At 55.3% G+C, this 18,728-nt stretch carries 19 protein-coding genes; 17 read left to right on the plus strand and 2 right to left on the minus strand.

The window, feature by feature from the left end; all coding sequences use genetic code 11:
• Positions 1-100: 100 nt before the first annotated feature.
• The 4 genes from uvrB (at position 101) to KNP83_RS03380 (ending at position 6,617) form a co-directional block, all read left to right on the plus strand.
• Positions 101-2,077: an excinuclease ABC subunit UvrB gene (gene uvrB / locus KNP83_RS03365; RefSeq protein WP_251139170.1), complete on the plus strand. Its 1,977-nt coding sequence runs from the start codon at positions 101-103 to the stop codon at positions 2,075-2,077.
• A complete protein-coding gene (uvrA, locus tag KNP83_RS03370) occupies positions 2,078-4,951 on the plus strand; it encodes an excinuclease ABC subunit UvrA (RefSeq protein ID WP_021065426.1) in 2,874 nt (957 codons plus the stop codon).
• 66 nt (positions 4,952-5,017) lie between these two features.
• Positions 5,018-6,196 carry a DUF4097 family beta strand repeat-containing protein gene (locus KNP83_RS03375; protein ID WP_214760544.1) on the plus strand — a complete coding sequence of 393 codons (1,179 nt, stop codon included), beginning with the start codon at positions 5,018-5,020 and terminating at the stop codon, positions 6,194-6,196.
• Positions 6,197-6,257: 61 nt separating this feature from the next.
• Positions 6,258-6,617, plus strand: a complete 360-nt coding sequence (locus KNP83_RS03380; RefSeq protein ID WP_214760546.1) for a hypothetical protein — start codon at positions 6,258-6,260, stop codon at positions 6,615-6,617.
• Positions 6,618-6,666: 49 nt separating this feature from the next.
• Here KNP83_RS03380 and KNP83_RS03385 read toward each other — a convergent pair whose 3' ends face one another.
• Positions 6,667-7,023, minus strand: coding sequence for a hypothetical protein (locus KNP83_RS03385; RefSeq protein ID WP_029595046.1), 357 nt, complete (start codon positions 7,021-7,023; stop codon positions 6,667-6,669).
• 153 nt (positions 7,024-7,176) lie between these two features.
• Between KNP83_RS03385 and hprK the strand changes: the two genes are divergently transcribed.
• From hprK to KNP83_RS03450, 13 genes are all read left to right on the plus strand, one after another.
• A complete protein-coding gene (gene hprK, locus KNP83_RS03390; RefSeq protein ID WP_214760548.1) occupies positions 7,177-8,115 on the plus strand; it encodes an HPr(Ser) kinase/phosphatase in 939 nt (312 codons plus the stop codon).
• Positions 8,115-8,933 carry a prolipoprotein diacylglyceryl transferase gene (gene lgt, locus KNP83_RS03395; protein ID WP_214760550.1) on the plus strand — a complete coding sequence of 273 codons (819 nt, stop codon included), beginning with the start codon at positions 8,115-8,117 and terminating at the stop codon, positions 8,931-8,933. The genes hprK and lgt overlap by 1 nt, the downstream gene beginning before the upstream one ends.
• Positions 8,933-9,583, plus strand: a complete 651-nt coding sequence (gene ppaX, locus KNP83_RS03400; protein WP_214760552.1) for a pyrophosphatase PpaX — start codon at positions 8,933-8,935, stop codon at positions 9,581-9,583. Before lgt ends, ppaX begins: the two co-directional genes overlap by 1 nt.
• On the plus strand, positions 9,576-10,058 hold the full coding sequence (locus KNP83_RS03405) for an acyltransferase (RefSeq protein WP_214760555.1): 483 nt from the start codon (positions 9,576-9,578) through the stop codon (positions 10,056-10,058). The genes ppaX and KNP83_RS03405 overlap by 8 nt, the downstream gene beginning before the upstream one ends.
• 295 nt (positions 10,059-10,353) lie before the next feature.
• Positions 10,354-11,826 carry a tetratricopeptide repeat protein gene (locus KNP83_RS03410; RefSeq protein WP_251139171.1) on the plus strand — a complete coding sequence of 491 codons (1,473 nt, stop codon included), beginning with the start codon at positions 10,354-10,356 and terminating at the stop codon, positions 11,824-11,826.
• Between the two features lie 68 nt (positions 11,827-11,894).
• On the plus strand, positions 11,895-12,848 hold the full coding sequence (gene trxB, locus KNP83_RS03415; protein ID WP_214760557.1) for a thioredoxin-disulfide reductase: 954 nt from the start codon (positions 11,895-11,897) through the stop codon (positions 12,846-12,848).
• Between the two features lie 125 nt (positions 12,849-12,973).
• Complete coding sequence (gene rapZ / locus KNP83_RS03420) at positions 12,974-13,846, plus strand: RNase adapter RapZ (RefSeq protein WP_128124256.1); 873 nt, start codon at positions 12,974-12,976, stop codon at positions 13,844-13,846.
• A gap of 1 nt (position 13,847) precedes the next feature.
• Positions 13,848-14,843 (plus strand): gluconeogenesis factor YvcK family protein, encoded by a 996-nt coding sequence (locus KNP83_RS03425; RefSeq protein WP_214760560.1) that lies wholly within the window; start codon positions 13,848-13,850, stop codon positions 14,841-14,843.
• Between the two features lie 31 nt (positions 14,844-14,874).
• Positions 14,875-15,828, plus strand: coding sequence for a DNA-binding protein WhiA (gene whiA / locus KNP83_RS03430; RefSeq protein WP_214760562.1), 954 nt, complete (start codon positions 14,875-14,877; stop codon positions 15,826-15,828).
• Positions 15,829-15,915: 87 nt separating this feature from the next.
• Positions 15,916-16,152, plus strand: coding sequence for a hypothetical protein (locus tag KNP83_RS03435; RefSeq protein WP_021065439.1), 237 nt, complete (start codon positions 15,916-15,918; stop codon positions 16,150-16,152).
• 95 nt (positions 16,153-16,247) lie between these two features.
• Entirely contained in the window at positions 16,248-16,763 is a 516-nt protein-coding gene (locus KNP83_RS03440; RefSeq protein ID WP_214760564.1) for a DUF2179 domain-containing protein, read from the plus strand.
• 62 nt (positions 16,764-16,825) lie between these two features.
• Positions 16,826-17,266: a hypothetical protein gene (locus KNP83_RS03445; RefSeq protein WP_214760567.1), complete on the plus strand. Its 441-nt coding sequence runs from the start codon at positions 16,826-16,828 to the stop codon at positions 17,264-17,266.
• A 57-nt stretch (positions 17,267-17,323) separates the two neighbouring features.
• Positions 17,324-18,019 carry a MerR family transcriptional regulator gene (locus tag KNP83_RS03450; protein ID WP_214760569.1) on the plus strand — a complete coding sequence of 232 codons (696 nt, stop codon included), beginning with the start codon at positions 17,324-17,326 and terminating at the stop codon, positions 18,017-18,019.
• A 42-nt stretch (positions 18,020-18,061) separates the two neighbouring features.
• On the opposite strand, the gene clpP is transcribed toward KNP83_RS03450, so the two are convergent.
• A complete protein-coding gene (gene clpP, locus KNP83_RS03455; protein WP_024370422.1) occupies positions 18,062-18,637 on the minus strand; it encodes an ATP-dependent Clp endopeptidase proteolytic subunit ClpP in 576 nt (191 codons plus the stop codon).
• Between the last annotated feature and the right edge of the window lie 91 nt (positions 18,638-18,728).

Here is an 18,728-nt window from a genome sequence, read left to right on the forward strand (position 1 = left end):
AAAAGCGGAACGATTTGGGAAGCGTGTCAGAAGCGAATATTTGTTCGTGTATGTGATATAATCAAGGCACTATGCAAGGTACAGAAAGCGAGGAATATACATGGATAAGATTAGCGTTCCGTTCGACTTACAATCAGAATATAAGCCGGGCGGCGACCAACCGGAAGCGATTCGTCAGCTCGTCGAAGGCATCGAGCGCGGCGACCGATATCAGACGTTGCTCGGGGCGACCGGTACAGGGAAGACGTTCACCGTATCGAACGTCATCCAAGAAGTGAAGAAGCCGACGCTCGTCTTGGCCCACAACAAGACGCTCGCCGGACAGCTCTACTCCGAGTTCAAAGAGTTCTTCCCGAACAACGCCGTCGAATATTTCGTCAGTTATTATGACTACTATCAGCCGGAGGCGTACGTTCCGTCGACCGACACGTTCATCGAGAAAGACGCCTCGATTAACGATGAGATCGATAAACTCCGCCACTCGGCGACATCGGCCTTGTTCGAGCGCGACGACGTCATCATCGTCGCTTCCGTCTCCTGTATTTACGGTCTCGGTAACCCGGAAGAATATAACAGTCTCGTCTTAAGTCTCCGTGTCGGGAAAGAGATGGGGCGCGACCAGATGCTCCGCAAACTGATTGACATCCAATATGAACGGAACGATATTGATTTCCAGCGCGGCCGGTTCCGTGTCCGCGGCGATGTCGTCGAGATTTTCCCGGCGTCACGCGACGAACAATGCTTGCGCGTCGAGTTTTTCGGTGACGAAATCGATCGCATCCGCGAGATGGACCCGCTCACCGGCGAGATTATCGCCGACCGCGAGCACGTCTCAATCTTCCCGGCGTCCCACTTCGTCACCCGCGACGAGAAGCTGCAAAAAGCAATCGTCAACATCGAGGCCGAGCTCGAAGAACAACTCGCCAAGTTCCGCGAGGAAGGCAAACTGCTTGAAGCCCAGCGTCTCGAACAGCGGACGAACTACGACCTCGAGATGATGCGTGAGATGGGCTACTGTTCAGGCATCGAGAACTATTCGCGTCATTTGAACTTGACGGAGGCCGGGGCGACACCGTACACGCTTATCGACTACTTCCCGAAAGACTTCTTGCTCATCGCCGATGAGTCGCACGTGACGCTGCCGCAAGTGCGCGGCATGTATAACGGTGACCAGGCCCGGAAACAAGTGCTCGTCGACCACGGTTTCCGTCTGCCTTCAGCTAAAGATAACCGTCCGCTCAAGTTCGACGAGTTCGAGAAGAAGTTGTCGCAAGCGATCTTTATCTCGGCGACACCAGGTCCGTTTGAGCTCGAACACACTCCGCACATGATCGAACAGATCATCCGGCCGACGGGACTGCTTGACCCGACGATCGAGATTCATCCGATCAAAGGACAAATCGACTACTTGATGGATCAGATTCGCGACCGCATCAAACGTGACGAACGCGTCCTCGTGACGACGCTCACGAAAAAGATGGCCGAGGATTTGTCGGACTATCTACGGGAAGCGGGCATCAAGGTCAACTATATGCACTCGGAAATCAAGACGCTCGAGCGGATCGAGATTATCCGCGACTTGCGTCTCGGGAAATACGACGTCCTCGTCGGGATCAACTTGCTGCGAGAAGGGCTAGACATCCCGGAAGTGAGTCTCGTCACGATTCTCGACGCCGACAAGGAAGGCTTCCTCCGTTCGGACCGGTCGCTCATCCAGACGATTGGCCGGGCGGCGCGGAACTCGAACGGGCACGTCATCTTGTTTGCGGATAAGATGACCGACTCGATGAAGCGTGCGATTGAAGAGACCGACCGTCGTCGCTCGATTCAACAGGCTTATAATGAAGAACACGGCATCACCCCGCAGACGATTCGCAAAGAAGTGCGTGGCGTCATCCGGGCGACGGTCGACGCCGAGGAGGATGTGCTCGAATCGCTCAGCTCGATGAAGCCGGCCGAGCGCGAAGAAGCCATCGCCAAGCTAGAAGAAGAAATGAAACAAGCGGCCCGCGACCTCCAGTTCGAACGGGCGGCCGAATTGCGTGACTTAATCTTGGAGTTGAAGGTAGGGAATTAAATGGCTGAAAAGAAAAATGCGATCGTCATCAAAGGGGCGCGCGTCAACAACTTGAAAAACATTGATATCGATATTCCACGGGACCAGCTCGTCGTCTTGACGGGCTTGTCCGGTTCCGGGAAGTCGTCACTCGCGTTCGACACCATCTACGCCGAAGGGCAACGCCGTTACGTCGAGAGCTTATCGGCCTACGCCCGTCAGTTCCTCGGACAGATGGACAAGCCGGACGTCGATACGATTGAGGGGCTGAGCCCGGCCATCTCGATTGACCAGAAGACGACGAGCCGCAACCCGCGCTCGACCGTCGGGACGGTGACGGAAATTTACGACTACTTACGCCTCTTGTTCGCCCGCATCGGGAAACCGGTCTGTCCGCGTCACGGCATCGAAATCTCGAGCCAGACGATCTCACAGATGGTCGACCAAGTGATGGAGCTGCCGGAGAAAACGCGCCTGCAAATTTTGGCGCCAATCGTCTCGGGTCGCAAAGGGACGCACGTCAAAGTGTTCGACTCGCTCAAAAAGGAAGGGTTCGTCCGCGTCCGTGTCAACGGGGAGACGATTGAACTGACCGATGAGATCGAGCTCGACAAGAATAAGAAACATTCGATTGAAGTCGTCGTCGACCGCCTCGTCGTCCGTGCCGACGTCGAAGGACGTCTCGCCGACTCGCTCGAGACGGCGCTTCGCCTCGCCGATGGTCGGGCCATCATCGACAAGATGGACGGCACCGAGCTGTTGTTCAGCGAGCATCACGCCTGTCCGATTTGTGGGTTCTCAATCGGAGAACTCGAACCGCGCATGTTCTCGTTCAACTCGCCGTTCGGCGCTTGTCCGACATGTGATGGCCTCGGCACGAAGCTCGACGTCGACCCGGAACTCGTCATCCCCGATCCGTCGAAGACGCTGAAGGAAGGTGCGGTCGTCGCCTGGCAGCCGACGAGTTCGCAATATTATCCGCAACTGCTCGCCTCGATGTGCAAACACTTCGACATCGACATGGACGTGCCGTTCGAACGGTTATCGAAGCGCGACCAAGACCTCGTCTTGCATGGGACGGACGAAGAGTCGTTCCTGTTCCGTTACGAGAACGATTTCGGACAAGTCCGGACGAACACAATCTTCTTCGAAGGGGTGCTCCGTAACATCGAGCGTCGCTATAAAGAGACGACGTCGGACTATATCCGTGAACAGATGGAGACGTACATGGCGACGCACGCTTGTCCGACATGTAGCGGCTACCGGTTGAAAGAAGAGACGCTCGCCGTCAAAATCACGGGCCACCATATCGGCCAAGTGACGAACTTGTCGGTCGTCAACGCCATCGACCTGTTCGATTCGATCATGACGGAACTGAGCGAAAAAGATATCGCCATCGCCCGTCTCATCTTGCAAGAGATTTGCGAGCGGCTCAGCTTCTTGAACAACGTCGGTCTCGACTATTTGACGTTGTCACGCGCCGCTGGGACGTTATCGGGCGGAGAAGCGCAACGGATTCGTCTCGCGACGCAAATCGGTTCGCGACTCACGGGCGTGCTCTACGTCCTCGATGAACCGTCAATCGGGTTGCATCAACGGGACAACGACCGCTTGATCGCGACGCTCAAACAGATGCGCGATATCGGCAACACGCTCATCGTCGTCGAACACGATGAGGACACGATGATGGAGGCCGATTATTTGATTGACATCGGACCGGGCGCCGGGGAACACGGGGGTCAAGTCATCGCCGCCGGCACACCGAAGCAACTCATGAAAAACAAAAACTCACTGACGGGCCAATACTTGTCCGGCAAGAAATTTATTCCGCTCCCGGCCGAACGCAAAGTGCCGGACGAGCGTTTCTTGAAGATCTTGAAGGCGGAGGAGAACAATTTGAAAGGGGTCGACGTCTCGATTCCGCTCGGTATGTTCATCGCCGTCACCGGTGTGTCCGGTTCCGGGAAGTCGACGCTCATCAACGAGATTCTGTATAAATCGCTCGCCCATCACATCAACCGGGCCAAGGCGAAGCCAGGGAAGCATAAGAAGATCGAAGGGCTCGACCATATCGATAAAGTCATCGATATCGACCAGTCGCCGATCGGACGGACGCCGCGGTCAAACCCGGCGACGTACACCGGCGTGTTCGATGATATCCGCGACGTGTTCGCCTCGACGAATGAGGCGAAGATGCGCGGCTATAAGAAAGGCCGCTTCAGTTTCAACGTCAAGGGCGGCCGTTGCGAGGCGTGTCGTGGGGACGGAATCATCAAAATCGAGATGCACTTCTTGCCGGACGTCTACGTGCCGTGTGAAGTATGTCACGGGAAACGCTATAACCGTGAGACGCTCGAAGTGAAATATAAAGGCAAGACGATCGCCGACGTGCTCGATATGACGATCGAGGAAGGGCTCGACTTCTTTGATAAGATCCCGAAAATCAAGCGCAAGATTCAGACGATTTATGACGTCGGTCTTGGCTATATGAAACTCGGCCAACCGGCGACGGAACTGTCGGGCGGGGAAGCGCAGCGCGTCAAGCTCGCCTCCGAACTCCACAAGCGTTCGACCGGCAAGACGATTTACATCTTGGACGAGCCGACGACGGGACTTCACGTCGACGATATCGCCCGCCTGTTGAAAGTACTGCAACGCCTCGTCGAGAACGGGGACACGGTGCTCGTCATCGAGCATAACCTCGACGTCATCAAATCGGCCGACTACTTGATCGACCTCGGACCTGAGGGCGGGGACGGCGGCGGAACGATCGTCGCGACCGGGACACCGGAGGAAGTCGCGGAAGTGGCGGCCTCGTATACCGGCAAGTATTTGAAGCCGGTGCTCGAGCGGGATTCAGCCCGAGCCAAACCAAAAGCAGGAAAACGGAAGTAAGGTATAGAAATGATGAGAAACGGGAACATGATTGACGTGTAACCAAATCGAAGGGGGAAACGAACAGTGAAACAAGAAATGCGTGAACTGATTCTCCAGCAAGTGAAGGATGGGAAGCTGACGATTGAAGAGGGAATGACCCAGCTCGAGCGACTCGAACGGCTCGAACCGGAGCGCGTCCAAGCGCTCGAGGAACGTCAAGAGACGGAGAAAGTCGATGCGTACTCGGTCGAGTCGCTCACGACGAAACTGACGTCGGCCGTCGAAGGGCTCGTGACAAAACTTCGCGACAGCGACTTCTCGTTCAGCTCGAACTTCGGACCGGAAGTGACGTACTCGAAATCGTTCCCGTTCACCGGGAAAGACATCGCCCTCGACTTGTTCAACGCTTCGGCGACAATCGTCTCGTCGGACCACGACGAGTGCGAACTGATCGTCACCGGCCGTCCGCTCCGTCAACAAGATGCGGACAAGGCGCTCGAACAGCTCCAGTCGGCGGTCAAGCACTCGGTCATCGGTGACCGTCTCGTCGTGTCGCTCCGTGACAAACTCGTCCGGGCCCACGTCGAACTGTACGTCCCACATCATCATTTCGATCACCTGCACGTGCAGACGCTCAACGGGGAAGTCCGCGCGGACGGCCTCGACGTCGAGAGCGTCCGCATCCAGACGGCGAACGGTCGAGTCGTGCTCCATGAAGTGCACGCCTCGGAGCTGCTCCTCAATACGGGGAACGGCACGGTCGAAGTCGAAGCGGTCGAGTCTGAACTCGTCCACGTCCGGACCGGCAACGGTGCCGTCATCGTGAACGGGAAATATGACAAGGCGTCGCTCAAGACCGGCAACGGGAACATCCGGGCCGAACTCGCGACGGCACGTCCGGCCAAGTTCGAACTCGCCTCGCTCGCCGGGAACATCCGCCTCGTCTTGCCGCACGGCGTCGAGGTCGAAGGGGAGCTTGAGACGAACTTCGGTGGCCTCCACTGTAACTTGGACGAGCTCGAGTTGATCCGTGACCGGAAAGACGTCGCCCAGCGTCGTCTTGAATTCCTGTCGGGACGTGGGCAGACGCCGCGCATCGAAGTCGAGGCCGGGACACGTACCGGTACAATCGACCTCGAACACGGCTCGCTCCATACGCCGTCGACGTTCCTCGAGGAGGACAAGCACGATTCGGTCGAACCGATCGATCCCGTCGACCCGGTCAATCCGGCCGACTTGAACAACCCGTTCCATCAGCAATGACCGACAACCCGAAGGCCTCTCGCCTTCGGGTTTCTTTCAACTTGATAGAAGGAGGGATGGGATGAGGCGATTCGTGTCCACGTACGGATGGATGATGATTGCGGTGCTGTTGCTCAGTGGGTGTGACGACGAACAGCGCATCGTCAACGGGAACGAGCCGGCTGACGACGAGGCGATTGCCGTCGCTTGGGCGTATGTGACCGCGCGCAACTGGCAAGAACCTGCACTCGATGCGGGAGCAAGTGCCGAGGTGGATCGTGTCACGGTCGATGACGGCTATGAATTGTTGGACGATGCGTATGCGGGCACCGAGGCGCTCGCCGTCTCGTTCGAAGCGGACCCGAACAGCAGCGTCGGCGTCCCGACGATTTTGGTCGCACCGGAGTCGGATACTGTGATCGGCTATTTGCCGGGCGAATGATGCAAGCATGATAGAACCCGAAGGCGAGCGCCTCCGGGTTTTTGTCATGTCATAGATTCATTTGATACTCCATCTGTTCCCAATCCATCATTTGACCGTCATACAGCGTGAATGAGCCGATGATGAACAAGATGAAGAGGACCGGTCCGGCGATGAGCAAGAAGATGCCGAGGTTCCGCATCGTCTTCGACCGTTTCCAATAGAAGATGATGGCGACGATCATCGATAGAAGCGACCCGGACAAGAACAAGCCGACGATGTTCAAGATGAACAATAACAGCACCGTCTCGTTCTTCGTCGCGGCATACTCGCGCCACATGTCAAACAGTGACTTGACCAAGTAGACGAGCGCCGCAATCCCGACGATAAAAATAAAGACAATGGCAATCCAAAATAGTGAATTCATGTGATTTCACCTCCCTATTCGTCTATACCCGTTCTACGGATTTGCCACAATTTAGTTTCACCCCATTTTTTCGACACGCTTCGGCTCACTTTCGTTGACGCTTCTCAAGAAGAGCTATGATACAATAATGAGCGTGAAAGGGGCAGATTACTCATGCAAAATATCGTACGCACGGCTCAACTCGTTGAGCGCTTCAAACTTCAAGTCATCGCCGGAGAAGAGGGACTTCACCGTCCCGTCGCCACACCGGACCTCAGTCGACCGGGACTCGTCCTTGCCGGCTACTATACCCACTATGCGAAAAATCGGATTCAAGTGCTCGGGAAGACGGAGCTCACGTTTTATGCGAGCTTGTCGGAAGAGAGCCGCCGCGAGCGGGCGAAGATTTTATGCACGGAATTGACACCGGGCATCCTCATCACGCGCGGCTTCGACATTCCAAAAGAGATTGAACAGGAAGCCGAGGCGGCGAACGTACCGCTCATGCGCACGAACGCGGTGACGACGTCGATCGAGTCGCAAATCACGAACTTCCTCGAGATGGAACTTGCACCGATGACGGCGATGCACGGCGTGCTCGTCGATATTTACGGCGTCGGCGTGCTCATCAAAGGGCAGAGCGGCGTCGGGAAATCCGAGACCGCCCTCGAACTCGTCAAGCGGGGTCACCGCCTCGTCGCCGATGACTCGGTCGAGATTCGCCAGACCGGGGACCAGTTGCTCGTCGGTTCGGCACCGAAGCTGATTCGCCACTTGCTCGAGATTCGCGGAATCGGCATCATCGACGTCATGACGTTGTTCGGCGCCGGTGCCGTCCGGTCGCACAAGAAGATCAGCTTGATCATCAACCTGGAGAACTGGGATGCGGGCAAAGTGTATGACCGCGTCGGGCTCGATCACAACACGATGAAAATCATCGATAGCGAAGTGCCAATTTTGACGATTCCGGTCCGTCCGGGACGCAACTTGGCCGTCATCGTCGAAGTCGCGGCGATGAACTACCGCCTGCAGAACATGGGCATCAATACGGCCGAAGAGTTCGCGGAACGGCTCGCGAACGCCATCCATGACAACGAAGGGGACATGGAATAATGGTAGAGCCAACGTTTGACCGCGTCGCGTTTGAAATCGGGTCGCTCCCGATCTATTGGTACGGCATGATTATCGCCTTCGGGGCGATGCTCGGCCTCATCCTCGCCTTGTTCGAGGCGAAACGGCTCAACTACGATTCAGAACGGGTCGTCGACGTCATCATCTGGTCGATTCCGATTAGTATCGTCTTCGCCCGTATCTATTACGTTGTCTTCCAATGGGACTACTATAGCCAGAACCTCGGACAGATCATCGACATCCGTCAAGGCGGCATCGCCATTCACGGGGCCATCTTCGGGGCGCTGCTCGTCGTCGTCATCTATTGCATGCGCAAGTCGATGTCGTTCTGGAAAATCACGGACATCCTCGCACCGTCGCTTCTCCTCGGACAAGCGGTCGGACGCTGGGGCAACTTCATGAACCAAGAGGCACACGGGGCCGAGACGACGAGCCGTGTCTTGAAAGAGACGCTGCTCCTCCCGGACTGGATCGTCAACCAGATGTATATCGACGGTGCCTATTATTTGCCGACGTTCTTGTTCGAGAGCATCTGGAACATCATCGGCGTCATCTTGCTCGTCGTGTGGCGCATGGTCGGTAACCCGCCGCGCGGCTATATCTTCTTGTCGTACCTCGTCTGGTACTCGATCGGCCGCTTCTATATCGAAGGACTGCGGACCGATAGCTTGATGGCCGGTGACCTCCGGACGGCACAGCTCGTCTCGATCGCGATGATCGTGTTCGGTATCGTCATGATGATTGTCCGCCGCAAAGCTAAACGATACGATGACCCTTCAGAGAAAGGACTGTTTGATTGATGGATACGCTTCTATTCGATTTGGATGGTACGTTGCTCGATACGAACCCGCTCATCATCGCGAGTTTCCGTCATACGCTCGGGTATTACTTCCCGGACGAGACGTACCGCGATGAGGACATCTTCCCGTTCATCGGACCGACGCTCGAGAAATCGTTCAAAGCGCTCAATGAACCGGAATGGAAAGAGATGCAGGCGTTCTATCGTAGCTTCAACATCGCCATGCACGACCAACTCGTCGCCGAGTACCCGGGTGTGATCGAAGGGTTGTACCGCCTTCACGCCAAAGGCTACAAGATGGGTGTCGTCACGTCGAAAGGCCGTCCCGTCGTCGAGCAAGGGCTACGACTGTTCAACATCGACCACTTGTTCGACGTCGTCATCACGGCCGACGATGTCATTCATGAGAAGCCACACGCCGAACCGGTCGAGCGGGCGCTCGGCGCGCTCGGGTCGACGGCGGACCGCGCCGTCATGGTCGGTGACAACGACACGGACATCTTCAGCGGCAAGAACGCCGGCACGAAGACGGTCGCCGTCGGCTGGGCGTTGAAAGGCCGCGCGTTCTTGGAATCACTCGAGCCCGACGTCATCATCGACTCGATGGAACATTTCGAGGCGTGGCTCGACGAGGTCACGGTCCATGCGTAAGACGGAACGGTTTCGTCTCGACGGGCCGAACCCGCTCTGGCAGATGTATCGGACAATCCGTTTCCTCCGCGTCTTCAAGAACACGACCGTCGTCTTGATCGGCCGCTACTTCCCATCGGTCAAAGCGAAACGCTGGTTGTACCGGACGTTCCTCGGCATGCGGATTGGAGAGTATAGTGCGCTCGCTCTCATGGTGACGCCGGACGTCATGTTCCCGGAGCGAATCACGATCGGCCGTAACACGGTCATCGGGTTCAACTCGACGATTCTCTGTCACGAGTATCTCGTCGACGAGTATCGGATCGGGGACGTCCATATCGGGGACGAGGTGTTGATTGGGGCGAACGTGACGATCCTGCCTGGCGTCACGATCGGTGACCGGGCCGTCATCGGTGCCGGCGCCATCGTGCATCGGGACGTCCGGCCTGGAGAGCGCGTCGTAGGCGCAAAGCTCCAAACTGTCGACACAAAATAGACACAATTTAGCGCGAAATCATTTTGAGGTCAAGATATGTCAGTCCTCATAAAATTACTAGAGCGGTATCACTTTTTTTAAAGGAGATGCCGCTTTTTTGTGTCTGTGGGCGCTGACACGAAACGCTCATATTTTTGTCAAAAAGCATTTATGGGACCTAGCAAAATATATTCATTATAGAAGGAATATAGTCCCGATTTTTTTTAAGTTTTTCAGTTGCCCTCACTGATTGAGTGCGGTATTCTTAACCCTGCAACTAAAAAAAGATTTAGAGATGATGTGGAGGATTTAGAATATGGAAGCGAACTATGAAGCAGTAATGACGCTACCCGAACCAGAATCTCCGCTCGCCGCGGAGCTCCACTACTATAGAGGTCGTCGTGCGTTACGTGAAGGTCGCCTAGATGAAGCGACTTTTTTCATGGCTGAAGCCACAGCGGCTGCAGCCCACCGCGTCGACTATCACAAACAGTACGCTGAACTGTTATTTGAAGTAGGGGAGATCTACCACGCCAATGACGTGTGGAAACGGGTGCTTGAACTCGATGAAACGTCAACCGAGGCCTTGTATCACCTTGCGAGCAACTGCGCTTATATCTCTTTATATGAAGAAGCAGCGATGTATGCGAACCGTTACCTCGAAGTCGAGGCGCACGGACGCTACGCGGACTCGGTACAATCGTTGTTGGAACTGATCGAACTCGAGCAAGAGCTCGAGGACGATGAAGAAGACGAACTGATCACGTGGCACACCGAGGCCCAGCAGCATATCGACAAAGGCCGCCTGTTCGCCGCCAAGTCGACGCTCGAACGGTTAATCGACCGCTACCCGCGCTTTTGGCCGGCGTTCAACAACTTGGCCGTCGTCAACTTTTATCTCGGCAACGATGACGCGGCGTTCGAGACGCTCGAGCATGTGCTCGACGAGAACCCGGGCAACTTGCATGCGCTCTTGAACACAATTCTGTTGTTGCATGAAGCCGGACAATCGGACGCGGCGCTGCAACTGTCGGTCCCGCTGACACGTGTCCGTCCGCTCCAGTTCGATTTACGCTACAAACTCGCCACGACGCTCGCGCTCGTCGGTCAATACGACCGCGCGTACGAAGAACTCCGCCTGTTGAAAGAACGCGGGTTCCGTGGGGATTCACTGTTCGGGCATTGGCTCAGCGTATCCGCCTACAAGACAGGGCGTCTTGAAGAAGCGGCTACCTATTTGAACAGTGACGAGTTGAAACAATTCGAAGAGAAGAGCCCGTACGACATCCGCGACAACCTCGAGTTCCGTTCGGCGCTCGTCCAAGGCTTGCGCCAAGAAGAAGACGCGGCACGGATCGAGATTATCCGAATCATCTCGAAGCTCGCCGATGACGAGGCGTTCGAAGCGCTCGCATTGACGGGCGGCATTACCGACAACGAGACGGTGCTCGCCTTCGCCGAGAAGTGCCGGGCCGAGATTTGCCAGGCCCCATTCAAAGGCGATGTCCGCATCAATCGGGCGTATGACGCGCTTCTGCTCGCCGAGACGGAAGTGTCGGAAGCCGAACTGATGAGCCTCGACGGCGACTTCTATGAACGCTTCGCGCGCTTGTTGCTCGCCGGCGCATCATTCGAGGACACCACGGCATCGGCCGCGGCCCTCGTCTGGATGTTCTATGCGAAGCGGGACGCCCTCATCCTCGATGACTGTGCCGATACGTTCGGTATCGATGTCGCGACGCTCACAGAGACGATCCGTTCGTTCAAACAGACACTCGAACAAGCATAAAGATAGACGATACCTCCCTAGGTTTCTTATACTGAAGTCAATCAATTTCATGCAGAGGTGGAATCATTATGACAGAAGAAAAAATCTATGACGTCATTATTATCGGGGCCGGCCCAGCCGGAATGACAGCGGCACTTTACGCGTCGCGTGCTAACTTATCGACACTCATGATCGAACGTGGCATCCCTGGTGGACAGATGGCGAACACGGAAGATATCGAAAACTATCCGGGCTACGACAGTATCCTCGGCCCAGACTTGTCTCAAAAAATGTTTGACCACTCGAAAGCGTTCGGTGCGGAATACGCCTATGGCGACGTTCAAAGCATCTCGGACGAAACGGAGTATAAAGTCGTTCACGCTCACAACCGCGACTATAAAGCACGGGCCATCATTCTCGCCTCAGGCGCGCAATACAAGAAAATCGGTGTCCCGGGCGAAGAAGAGCTCGGCGGCCGCGGTGTCTCGTACTGTGCGGTCTGTGACGGCGCATTCTTCAAAGGCAAGAACTTGTTCGTCATCGGTGGCGGTGACTCGGCAGTCGAAGAAGGTGTCTTCTTGACACGCTTCGCTGACAAAGTCACGATCGTCCACCGTCGCGACGAGCTTCGCGCGCAAAAGATTCTTCAAAAACGGGCGTTCGACAACCCGAAAATCGACTTCATCTGGAACCATACGCTCAAAGAGATTAAAGAAGCGGACGGAAAAGTCGGTGGGGCCCGTCTCGTCAGCACGGTCGACGGGACGGAGTCGGACCATGAGATCGACGGCGTGTTCATCTATATCGGCATGAACCCGATCACTGGTTTCGTCAAAGACCTCGGCATCACGAACGAGCAAGGCTATATCGTCACGAACGAAGCGATGGAGACGACAATCCCTGGGATTTTCGCAGCCGGAGACGTTCGCGAAAAGACGCTCCGCCAAGTCGTCACCGCGACGAACGACGGATCGATCGCCGCTCAAAACGCGCAACACTATATCGAGGGACTCCTCGAGGCGTTGCACGAACAAAACGCGTGACAGGAGACAGAAGGGATTGCGGGCAACCGCAATCCCTTCTCTTTTTTTCAGGCGTTCGTTATACTAAAGACAGAAGAGAGCTACACACACGGCTCGGTTGTCAATTTTAAGGGGGCGTCAGTGACATGGAAGACTTTAAAGGATTAGAAGAATTGATTATCATCAGCGGGATGAGCGGGGCCGGGAAATCGGTCGCGATGAACAGCTTTGAGGACCTCGGCTATTTTTGCGTCGACAACTTGCCGCCGGTCTTGTTGCCGCAATTGATTGACGTCATCAGCTCGGTCCGGCCGAAAATCGCCGTCGCCATCGATACGCGCACGCGCGACTTCATCGACAGCCTGTTCATCGTCATCGACGACTTGGAACAGAAGAACGTGCATCCGCACTTGCTCTATCTCGACACACGGGACGAAGTGCTCGTACGTCGCTATAAAGAGACGCGCCGGTCGCATCCGCTCGCCCCGGAAGACGCGCCGCTCGTCGGCATCGGTCTCGAGCGCTCGTTGCTTGAAGGTTTCCGTGACCGGGCCCATACGCTCTATGATACGACCGACTTGAAGCCGCAGATGCTCAAAGACCGCATCTTGCTCCAATTCAACGAGGAACGAATCCCGTTCACGGTCAACTTCATGTCGTTCGGGTTCAAGCACGGCGTCCCGCTCGACATCGATTTGTTGTTCGACGTCCGCTTCATCACGAACCCGTTCTATATCCCGGAGCTCCGTCCGCTCACCGGGCAGACGGAAGAAGTCCAGACGTACGTCATGTCGCACCCCGAGGCGCGGGCGTTCTATAAGAAACTGATCGACATGCTCGAATTCCTGTTGCCGCAGTACAAGCGCGAAGGGAAGACGCAAGTCGTCGTCGCCTTCGGCTGTACGGGCGGGAAGCACCGCTCGATCACATTCGCCGAGAAAGTGTCGGCCCATTTCGCCGAGCGCTATAACGTCAAGACCGTCCATCGCGACCTCGCGCATGCGACGAAGGAGAAATAAGATGAGACGCGACAGAAAAGTTACGGCCATCGGTGGCGGTACGGGCCTGTCAACGCTCGTACGGGGCTTGAAACATTATCCGCTCGATATCACGGCCATCGTCACGGTCGGGGACGACGGGGGCAGCTCGGGACGCCTCCGGGACGAGTTCCATATGTTACCCCCCGGCGATATCCGAAACGTCATCCTCGCCTTGTCCGAGGTCGAGCCGCTCATGGACAAGATTTTGCAATATCGGTTCGACAGCGGCTATGGGCTCGAAGGTCACTCACTCGGCAACCTCATGTTGACGGCGGCGACGCACATCTGTGAAGGGTCGTTCGTTAAGGCGGTCGACGTCTTGTCGCAGCTGTTGAACGCCCAAGGCAAGGTGCTCCCGGTGACGGAGACGCTCATGACGCTTGCGGCCGAGTTCGAGGACGGGACGATCGTCAAAGGCGAATCGAAAATCCCGCTCGTCGAAAAACCGATCAAGCGCTTGTTCCTGCTCGAAGAGGGCATCAAGCCGGCGGCCGGTGTCGTCGAGGCAATCGAGGACGCCGATTTGATCGTACTCGGACCAGGAAGCCTCTATACGAGCATCATCCCGAACTTGTTGATTCCGGAAGTGCGTGACGCCATCGTCCGCTCCGGGAAGCCGGTCGTCTATATTTGCAACGTCATGACGCAACCGGGTGAGACGAAAGGGTACGACGCGATGAAGCATTTGAAATCGATCGAGGCGTATCTCGGCAAGTCGACGGTCGACACGATTGTCGTCAACAACGAACCGATCGAGGACATCTATTTAGAGCGTTACCTCGAGGACGGTTCGGAAGAGGTCCGGTTCGACCGCAAGAAGCTCCGGAACTATGGCACGAACGTGCTCGCCGGTGACATCGTCGACTATAACCGCGATTACATCCGCCACGACTCAGACGCCATCGCCGGACTCGTCATGCAGCGCGTGCTGCGCATCAAGAAACCACGCTCGTTCCAAGAGCTCGAGCTGAAATAAGTTGTGATTGAACAGAAAGGAGGGGACTGACATGAGCTTTGCCTCTGACGTCAAAAAAGAACTGACGCAACTCGTCGTGACCGATGCCGAGGCGAAAGCGGAACTGTCCGCACTCGTCCGGATGAACGGGGTCATCTCGCTCGCCTTAGGGCGGGGGATGACGCTCGACGTCTCGACCGAGAACGCCGCCATCGCACGCCGAATCTATTCCCTCATGAAACGGCTGTACGACCATCATCTCGATTTGTTCGTACGGAAGAAAATGCGGTTGAAGAAGAACAACGTCTATATCGTCCGGGTCGCCCAACGCGCCGAGACGATGTTGAAGGACCTCGAGATTCTCGGGGAGAACTATGAGATGATTCGGACGCTCAACTCGGATATGACGCGTGACGAGAATCTCGCCCGGGCCTATTTGCGCGGAGCGTTCCTCGCCGGCGGGTCAATTAACCATCCGAAGACGTCGTCGTATCACCTCGAGGTGTACAGCCTGTACGAGAACCATAACCAGGCGCTCCGCGACCTCGCCAACCGCTTTGGCTTGAACGCGAAGACGCTCGAGCGGAAGAAAGGGCATATCCTCTACATCAAGGAGAGCGAAAAAATCTCGGACTTCCTGAAGCTCGTCGGGGCGACGCGCGGCATGCTCGACTTCGAGGACGCGCGCATCATCAAGGACATGCGCAACTCAGTCAACCGGCTCGTCAACTGTGAGACGGCGAACTTGAACAAGACCGTCGGGGCGGCGCTCCGCCAAGTCGAGAACATCAAGTTCCTCGAGCGCACGGTCGGGCTTGAAATCTTACCGGTCAAACTCCGTGAGATCGCCGAGCTCCGCGTCACCCATCAAGACGTCTCGCTCCAAGAACTCGGTGAGATGCTCGAGACGGGACCAATCTCGAAGTCGGGAATCAATCACCGGCTCCGCAAGATCGACCAGATTGCGGACAAGGTGCGCAATGGGGAAGAAATCAGCTCAACGTGACGCTGGTTGCGCCAAAACCATTCTTCCTATATAATTAGCAATTGTGTATAAGACTTAGATAATGTAACTTAAAGGAGCTTCATGATTATGTCGAATGCAAAGAAAAGAATCTCGCTCACGATTGACGCTGACTTAGACCAGGTCATCACGGAGCGTGCGAAACAAATCGGGATCCCGAAAAGCGCTCTCGTCACGTTCGCGACAAGCCTCTTCCTCAACCAATTGCGGGCTGAAGAAGTATTGTCAGGCGACACGAATGCCATCTATCAGGTCATCCGTAAAGACTATGAACTGCTCACGAGCGTTGATAACTTAGACAAATAATTGCGAAAGGCTGACTCCGGTCAGCCTTTTTTGGTTGCATCCGGCCCTGAAATTTGAAATAGTGGTTGTATTGAATTTGAATGGAGGTCGTTCCAATGGGGCAAATCTTGCTCATCCTTGTTTTACAACTACTTTATGTACCGGTGTTGACGCTTCGGACCATCATGCTCGTCAAAGGGAAAACGATGATTGCGGGGCTGTTCGGTACGCTTGAGACGCTCATCTATATCTTCGCGCTCGGCATCGTGTTCCAAGATTTGACGACGATTGGGATGATCGTCTATGCGGTCGGCTTCGGGCTCGGTATTCTCGTCGGCGGTTACGTCGAGCGCAAGCTTGCGATCGGCTACAATATGATTCAAGTGCACACGCAAGAGTTCCCGGCCGAGCTCATCCAGAAGATGCGCGACAGCGGCTACGGGGTGACGCACTATCAAGGTCAGGGACGTGACGGCATCCGCTATCGTCTCGACGTCTTGGCGGCACGGACACGGATGAAGGATTTGCGTCAAATGGTCGAGGAGTATGAGCCGAAGGCGTTCCTCGTCGCTTTCGACCCAATCGACTTTAAAGGCGGCTATATGATGAAAGGGCTCCGACGCCCGAAATGAACGGGACGACTCACGGAAGTGGGTCGTTTTTTCGTGGAACGGGGAATAGACGTACAAAGGGGATGAGCGGATTGAGACGAAAAGGATTATGGATCGCTGTGATTGGATTGCTCGTGGTCGGAGGGGCGTTGTACGCCACCTCGTTTTGGAAGTCGGAGACGTCGCTCAAACCGCCGCTCCCGACGGTCCGGGTAGGCAGCGTGACCGCGGAAGTGAAACAGTCGACGTTCTGTTGGTCGGACGGAGGCGAGGCGGTATGTGAGGACCATGGGTTACCCGAGGCGGACGACTTGAAGCTCGTGCCGGTCGAAGCGGGGGCCGAGATTGATGTCGAGTTTCACGCCGAGCCGTCGAACGCCTCGTTCCATCAAGTGATTGACGGGGAGCTCGTCCCGGCTGAACCGGTCGTGCCCGACGAACCCGGCGTCTATGTATTCGAGACGGGCGGAGACTGGACGCAAGGCGATAGTCGCTATGTGTTCGGGGTCGAGGTCAAGGAATAAAAATGTTGACCTGTCCGCTACGGGCGGCTTTATGATAAACGAGAAGGGGGGACGCCAATGATTCAAATCGGAAAAGTGGTTCATCTAACGGGGTTGTCCACTAAGGCAATCAAATGGTATGAAGCGAAAGGACTTGTCCAACCGACTCGTTTAGACAATCAGTATCGGTTATACGGGATGGAAGAAATAAGGCGCTTGAACGAAATCAAATTACTACGTCAAATGGGCATCTCGCTCGAACAAATTCAAACGGCAGAAAGTGTGAGTGGGTTACTCGACAGCAGACTTGATGAGGTCCAACGTGAAATCGAGGCGTTGCGACAAGTTGAGCAACAAATTAAATGGATGCAAACAGGGGGAGATTCAATGAAAGTACGTTATGAGATGTGGGACCAACCGAAAATCGTAAACGGCTATGTATCAGAACTCACCAAAATCCCATTCGTTTGGGAAAAGCTGCAACCAGAGCTGACGACAGACGAATCATATGGCGTCTGTTTAGCGAAAGAAGAAACCTATTTAGCAGGGATGACTAATCCTGTCACAGGTGAAGACGGAAGACAGGTTGAACTGTCGGCAGGACGGTATCTTGTCGCCACGGTCGAAGGGGGAATTCCAGGCATTCCTACAACATATAATCAACTTCTAGCATTGCCGGATGTAACGTTGCGAGATGCACTCGATTTTGAGCGCTACATTCATGGACAAGACGGAGCCGACGACTTGATTGAGATTTGGTTGCCCGTCCAATAACAAAGAAGTGCCTTTCCCGAAGTTGGGAAAGGCACTTTTGGATTAACGCGTCATGACTTTGTCGATGAGACCGTAGTCTTTCGCTTGGTCAGCTGACATGAAGTAGTCGCGCTCTGTGTCGCGCTCGATGACTTCAAGCGGCTGGCCAGTGTTGTCGGCCATGATTTGGTTCAATTTCTCACGCATCTTGATGATGCGCTCGGCATGGATTTTGATATCCGATGCTTGACCTTGCGTACCGCCGAGCGGTTGGTGAATCATGATCTCCGCGTTCGGAAGCGCGAAGCGTTTGCCTTTTTCACCGGCTTGGAGCAAGAAGGCACCCATCGATGCGGCCATTCCGATACAAATCGTCGACACGTTCGGCTTGATGAAGTTCATCGTGTCATAAATCGCCATTCCGGAAGTGATCGAACCACCCGGGCTGTTGATGTAAAGTGAGATGTCCTTATCTGGGTCCTCGGCTGCAAGGAAGAGCAGCTGGGCGACGATCGAGTTGGCGACGTTGTCGTCGATCGCACTTCCGAGCAAGATGATGCGGTCCTTGAGCAAGCGTGAGTAAATATCGTACGCGCGTTCCCCGCGACCTGTTTGTTCGATAACTGTTGGAATTAACATTGAATCTGCCTCCTTTATGTAGGTTGTAAACATATCATACCGCTATAGTCAATGTTGGTCAAACGATAGTCATCGTTTTTGACCTATTCCA

This window comes from Exiguobacterium sp. s146 (assembly GCF_018618415.1).
In the GTDB taxonomy this organism is placed as follows: Bacteria; Bacillota; Bacilli; order Exiguobacteriales; family Exiguobacteriaceae; genus Exiguobacterium.

Bases quoted from the DNA above. Each gene is read 5' to 3' on its own strand.
- uvrB (WP_251139170.1), top strand. From the start codon at position 101: ATGGATAAGATTAGCGTTCCGTTCGACTTACAATCAGAATATAAGCCG.
- uvrA (WP_021065426.1), top strand. From the start codon at position 2,078: ATGGCTGAAAAGAAAAATGCGATCGTCATCAAAGGGGCGCGCGTCAAC.
- KNP83_RS03380 (WP_214760546.1), top strand. From the start codon at position 6,258: ATGAGGCGATTCGTGTCCACGTACGGATGGATGATGATTGCGGTGCTG.
- KNP83_RS03385 (WP_029595046.1), bottom strand. From the start codon at position 7,023: ATGAATTCACTATTTTGGATTGCCATTGTCTTTATTTTTATCGTCGGG.
- hprK (WP_214760548.1), top strand. From the start codon at position 7,177: ATGCAAAATATCGTACGCACGGCTCAACTCGTTGAGCGCTTCAAACTT.
- lgt (WP_214760550.1), top strand. From the start codon at position 8,115: ATGGTAGAGCCAACGTTTGACCGCGTCGCGTTTGAAATCGGGTCGCTC.
- ppaX (WP_214760552.1), top strand. From the start codon at position 8,933: ATGGATACGCTTCTATTCGATTTGGATGGTACGTTGCTCGATACGAAC.
- KNP83_RS03405 (WP_214760555.1), top strand. From the start codon at position 9,576: ATGCGTAAGACGGAACGGTTTCGTCTCGACGGGCCGAACCCGCTCTGG.
- KNP83_RS03410 (WP_251139171.1), top strand. From the start codon at position 10,354: ATGGAAGCGAACTATGAAGCAGTAATGACGCTACCCGAACCAGAATCT.
- trxB (WP_214760557.1), top strand. From the start codon at position 11,895: ATGACAGAAGAAAAAATCTATGACGTCATTATTATCGGGGCCGGCCCA.
- rapZ (WP_128124256.1), top strand. From the start codon at position 12,974: ATGGAAGACTTTAAAGGATTAGAAGAATTGATTATCATCAGCGGGATG.
- KNP83_RS03425 (WP_214760560.1), top strand. From the start codon at position 13,848: ATGAGACGCGACAGAAAAGTTACGGCCATCGGTGGCGGTACGGGCCTG.
- whiA (WP_214760562.1), top strand. From the start codon at position 14,875: ATGAGCTTTGCCTCTGACGTCAAAAAAGAACTGACGCAACTCGTCGTG.
- KNP83_RS03435 (WP_021065439.1), top strand. From the start codon at position 15,916: ATGTCGAATGCAAAGAAAAGAATCTCGCTCACGATTGACGCTGACTTA.
- KNP83_RS03440 (WP_214760564.1), top strand. From the start codon at position 16,248: ATGGGGCAAATCTTGCTCATCCTTGTTTTACAACTACTTTATGTACCG.
- KNP83_RS03445 (WP_214760567.1), top strand. From the start codon at position 16,826: ATGAGCGGATTGAGACGAAAAGGATTATGGATCGCTGTGATTGGATTG.
- KNP83_RS03450 (WP_214760569.1), top strand. From the start codon at position 17,324: ATGATTCAAATCGGAAAAGTGGTTCATCTAACGGGGTTGTCCACTAAG.
- clpP (WP_024370422.1), bottom strand. From the start codon at position 18,637: ATGTTAATTCCAACAGTTATCGAACAAACAGGTCGCGGGGAACGCGCG.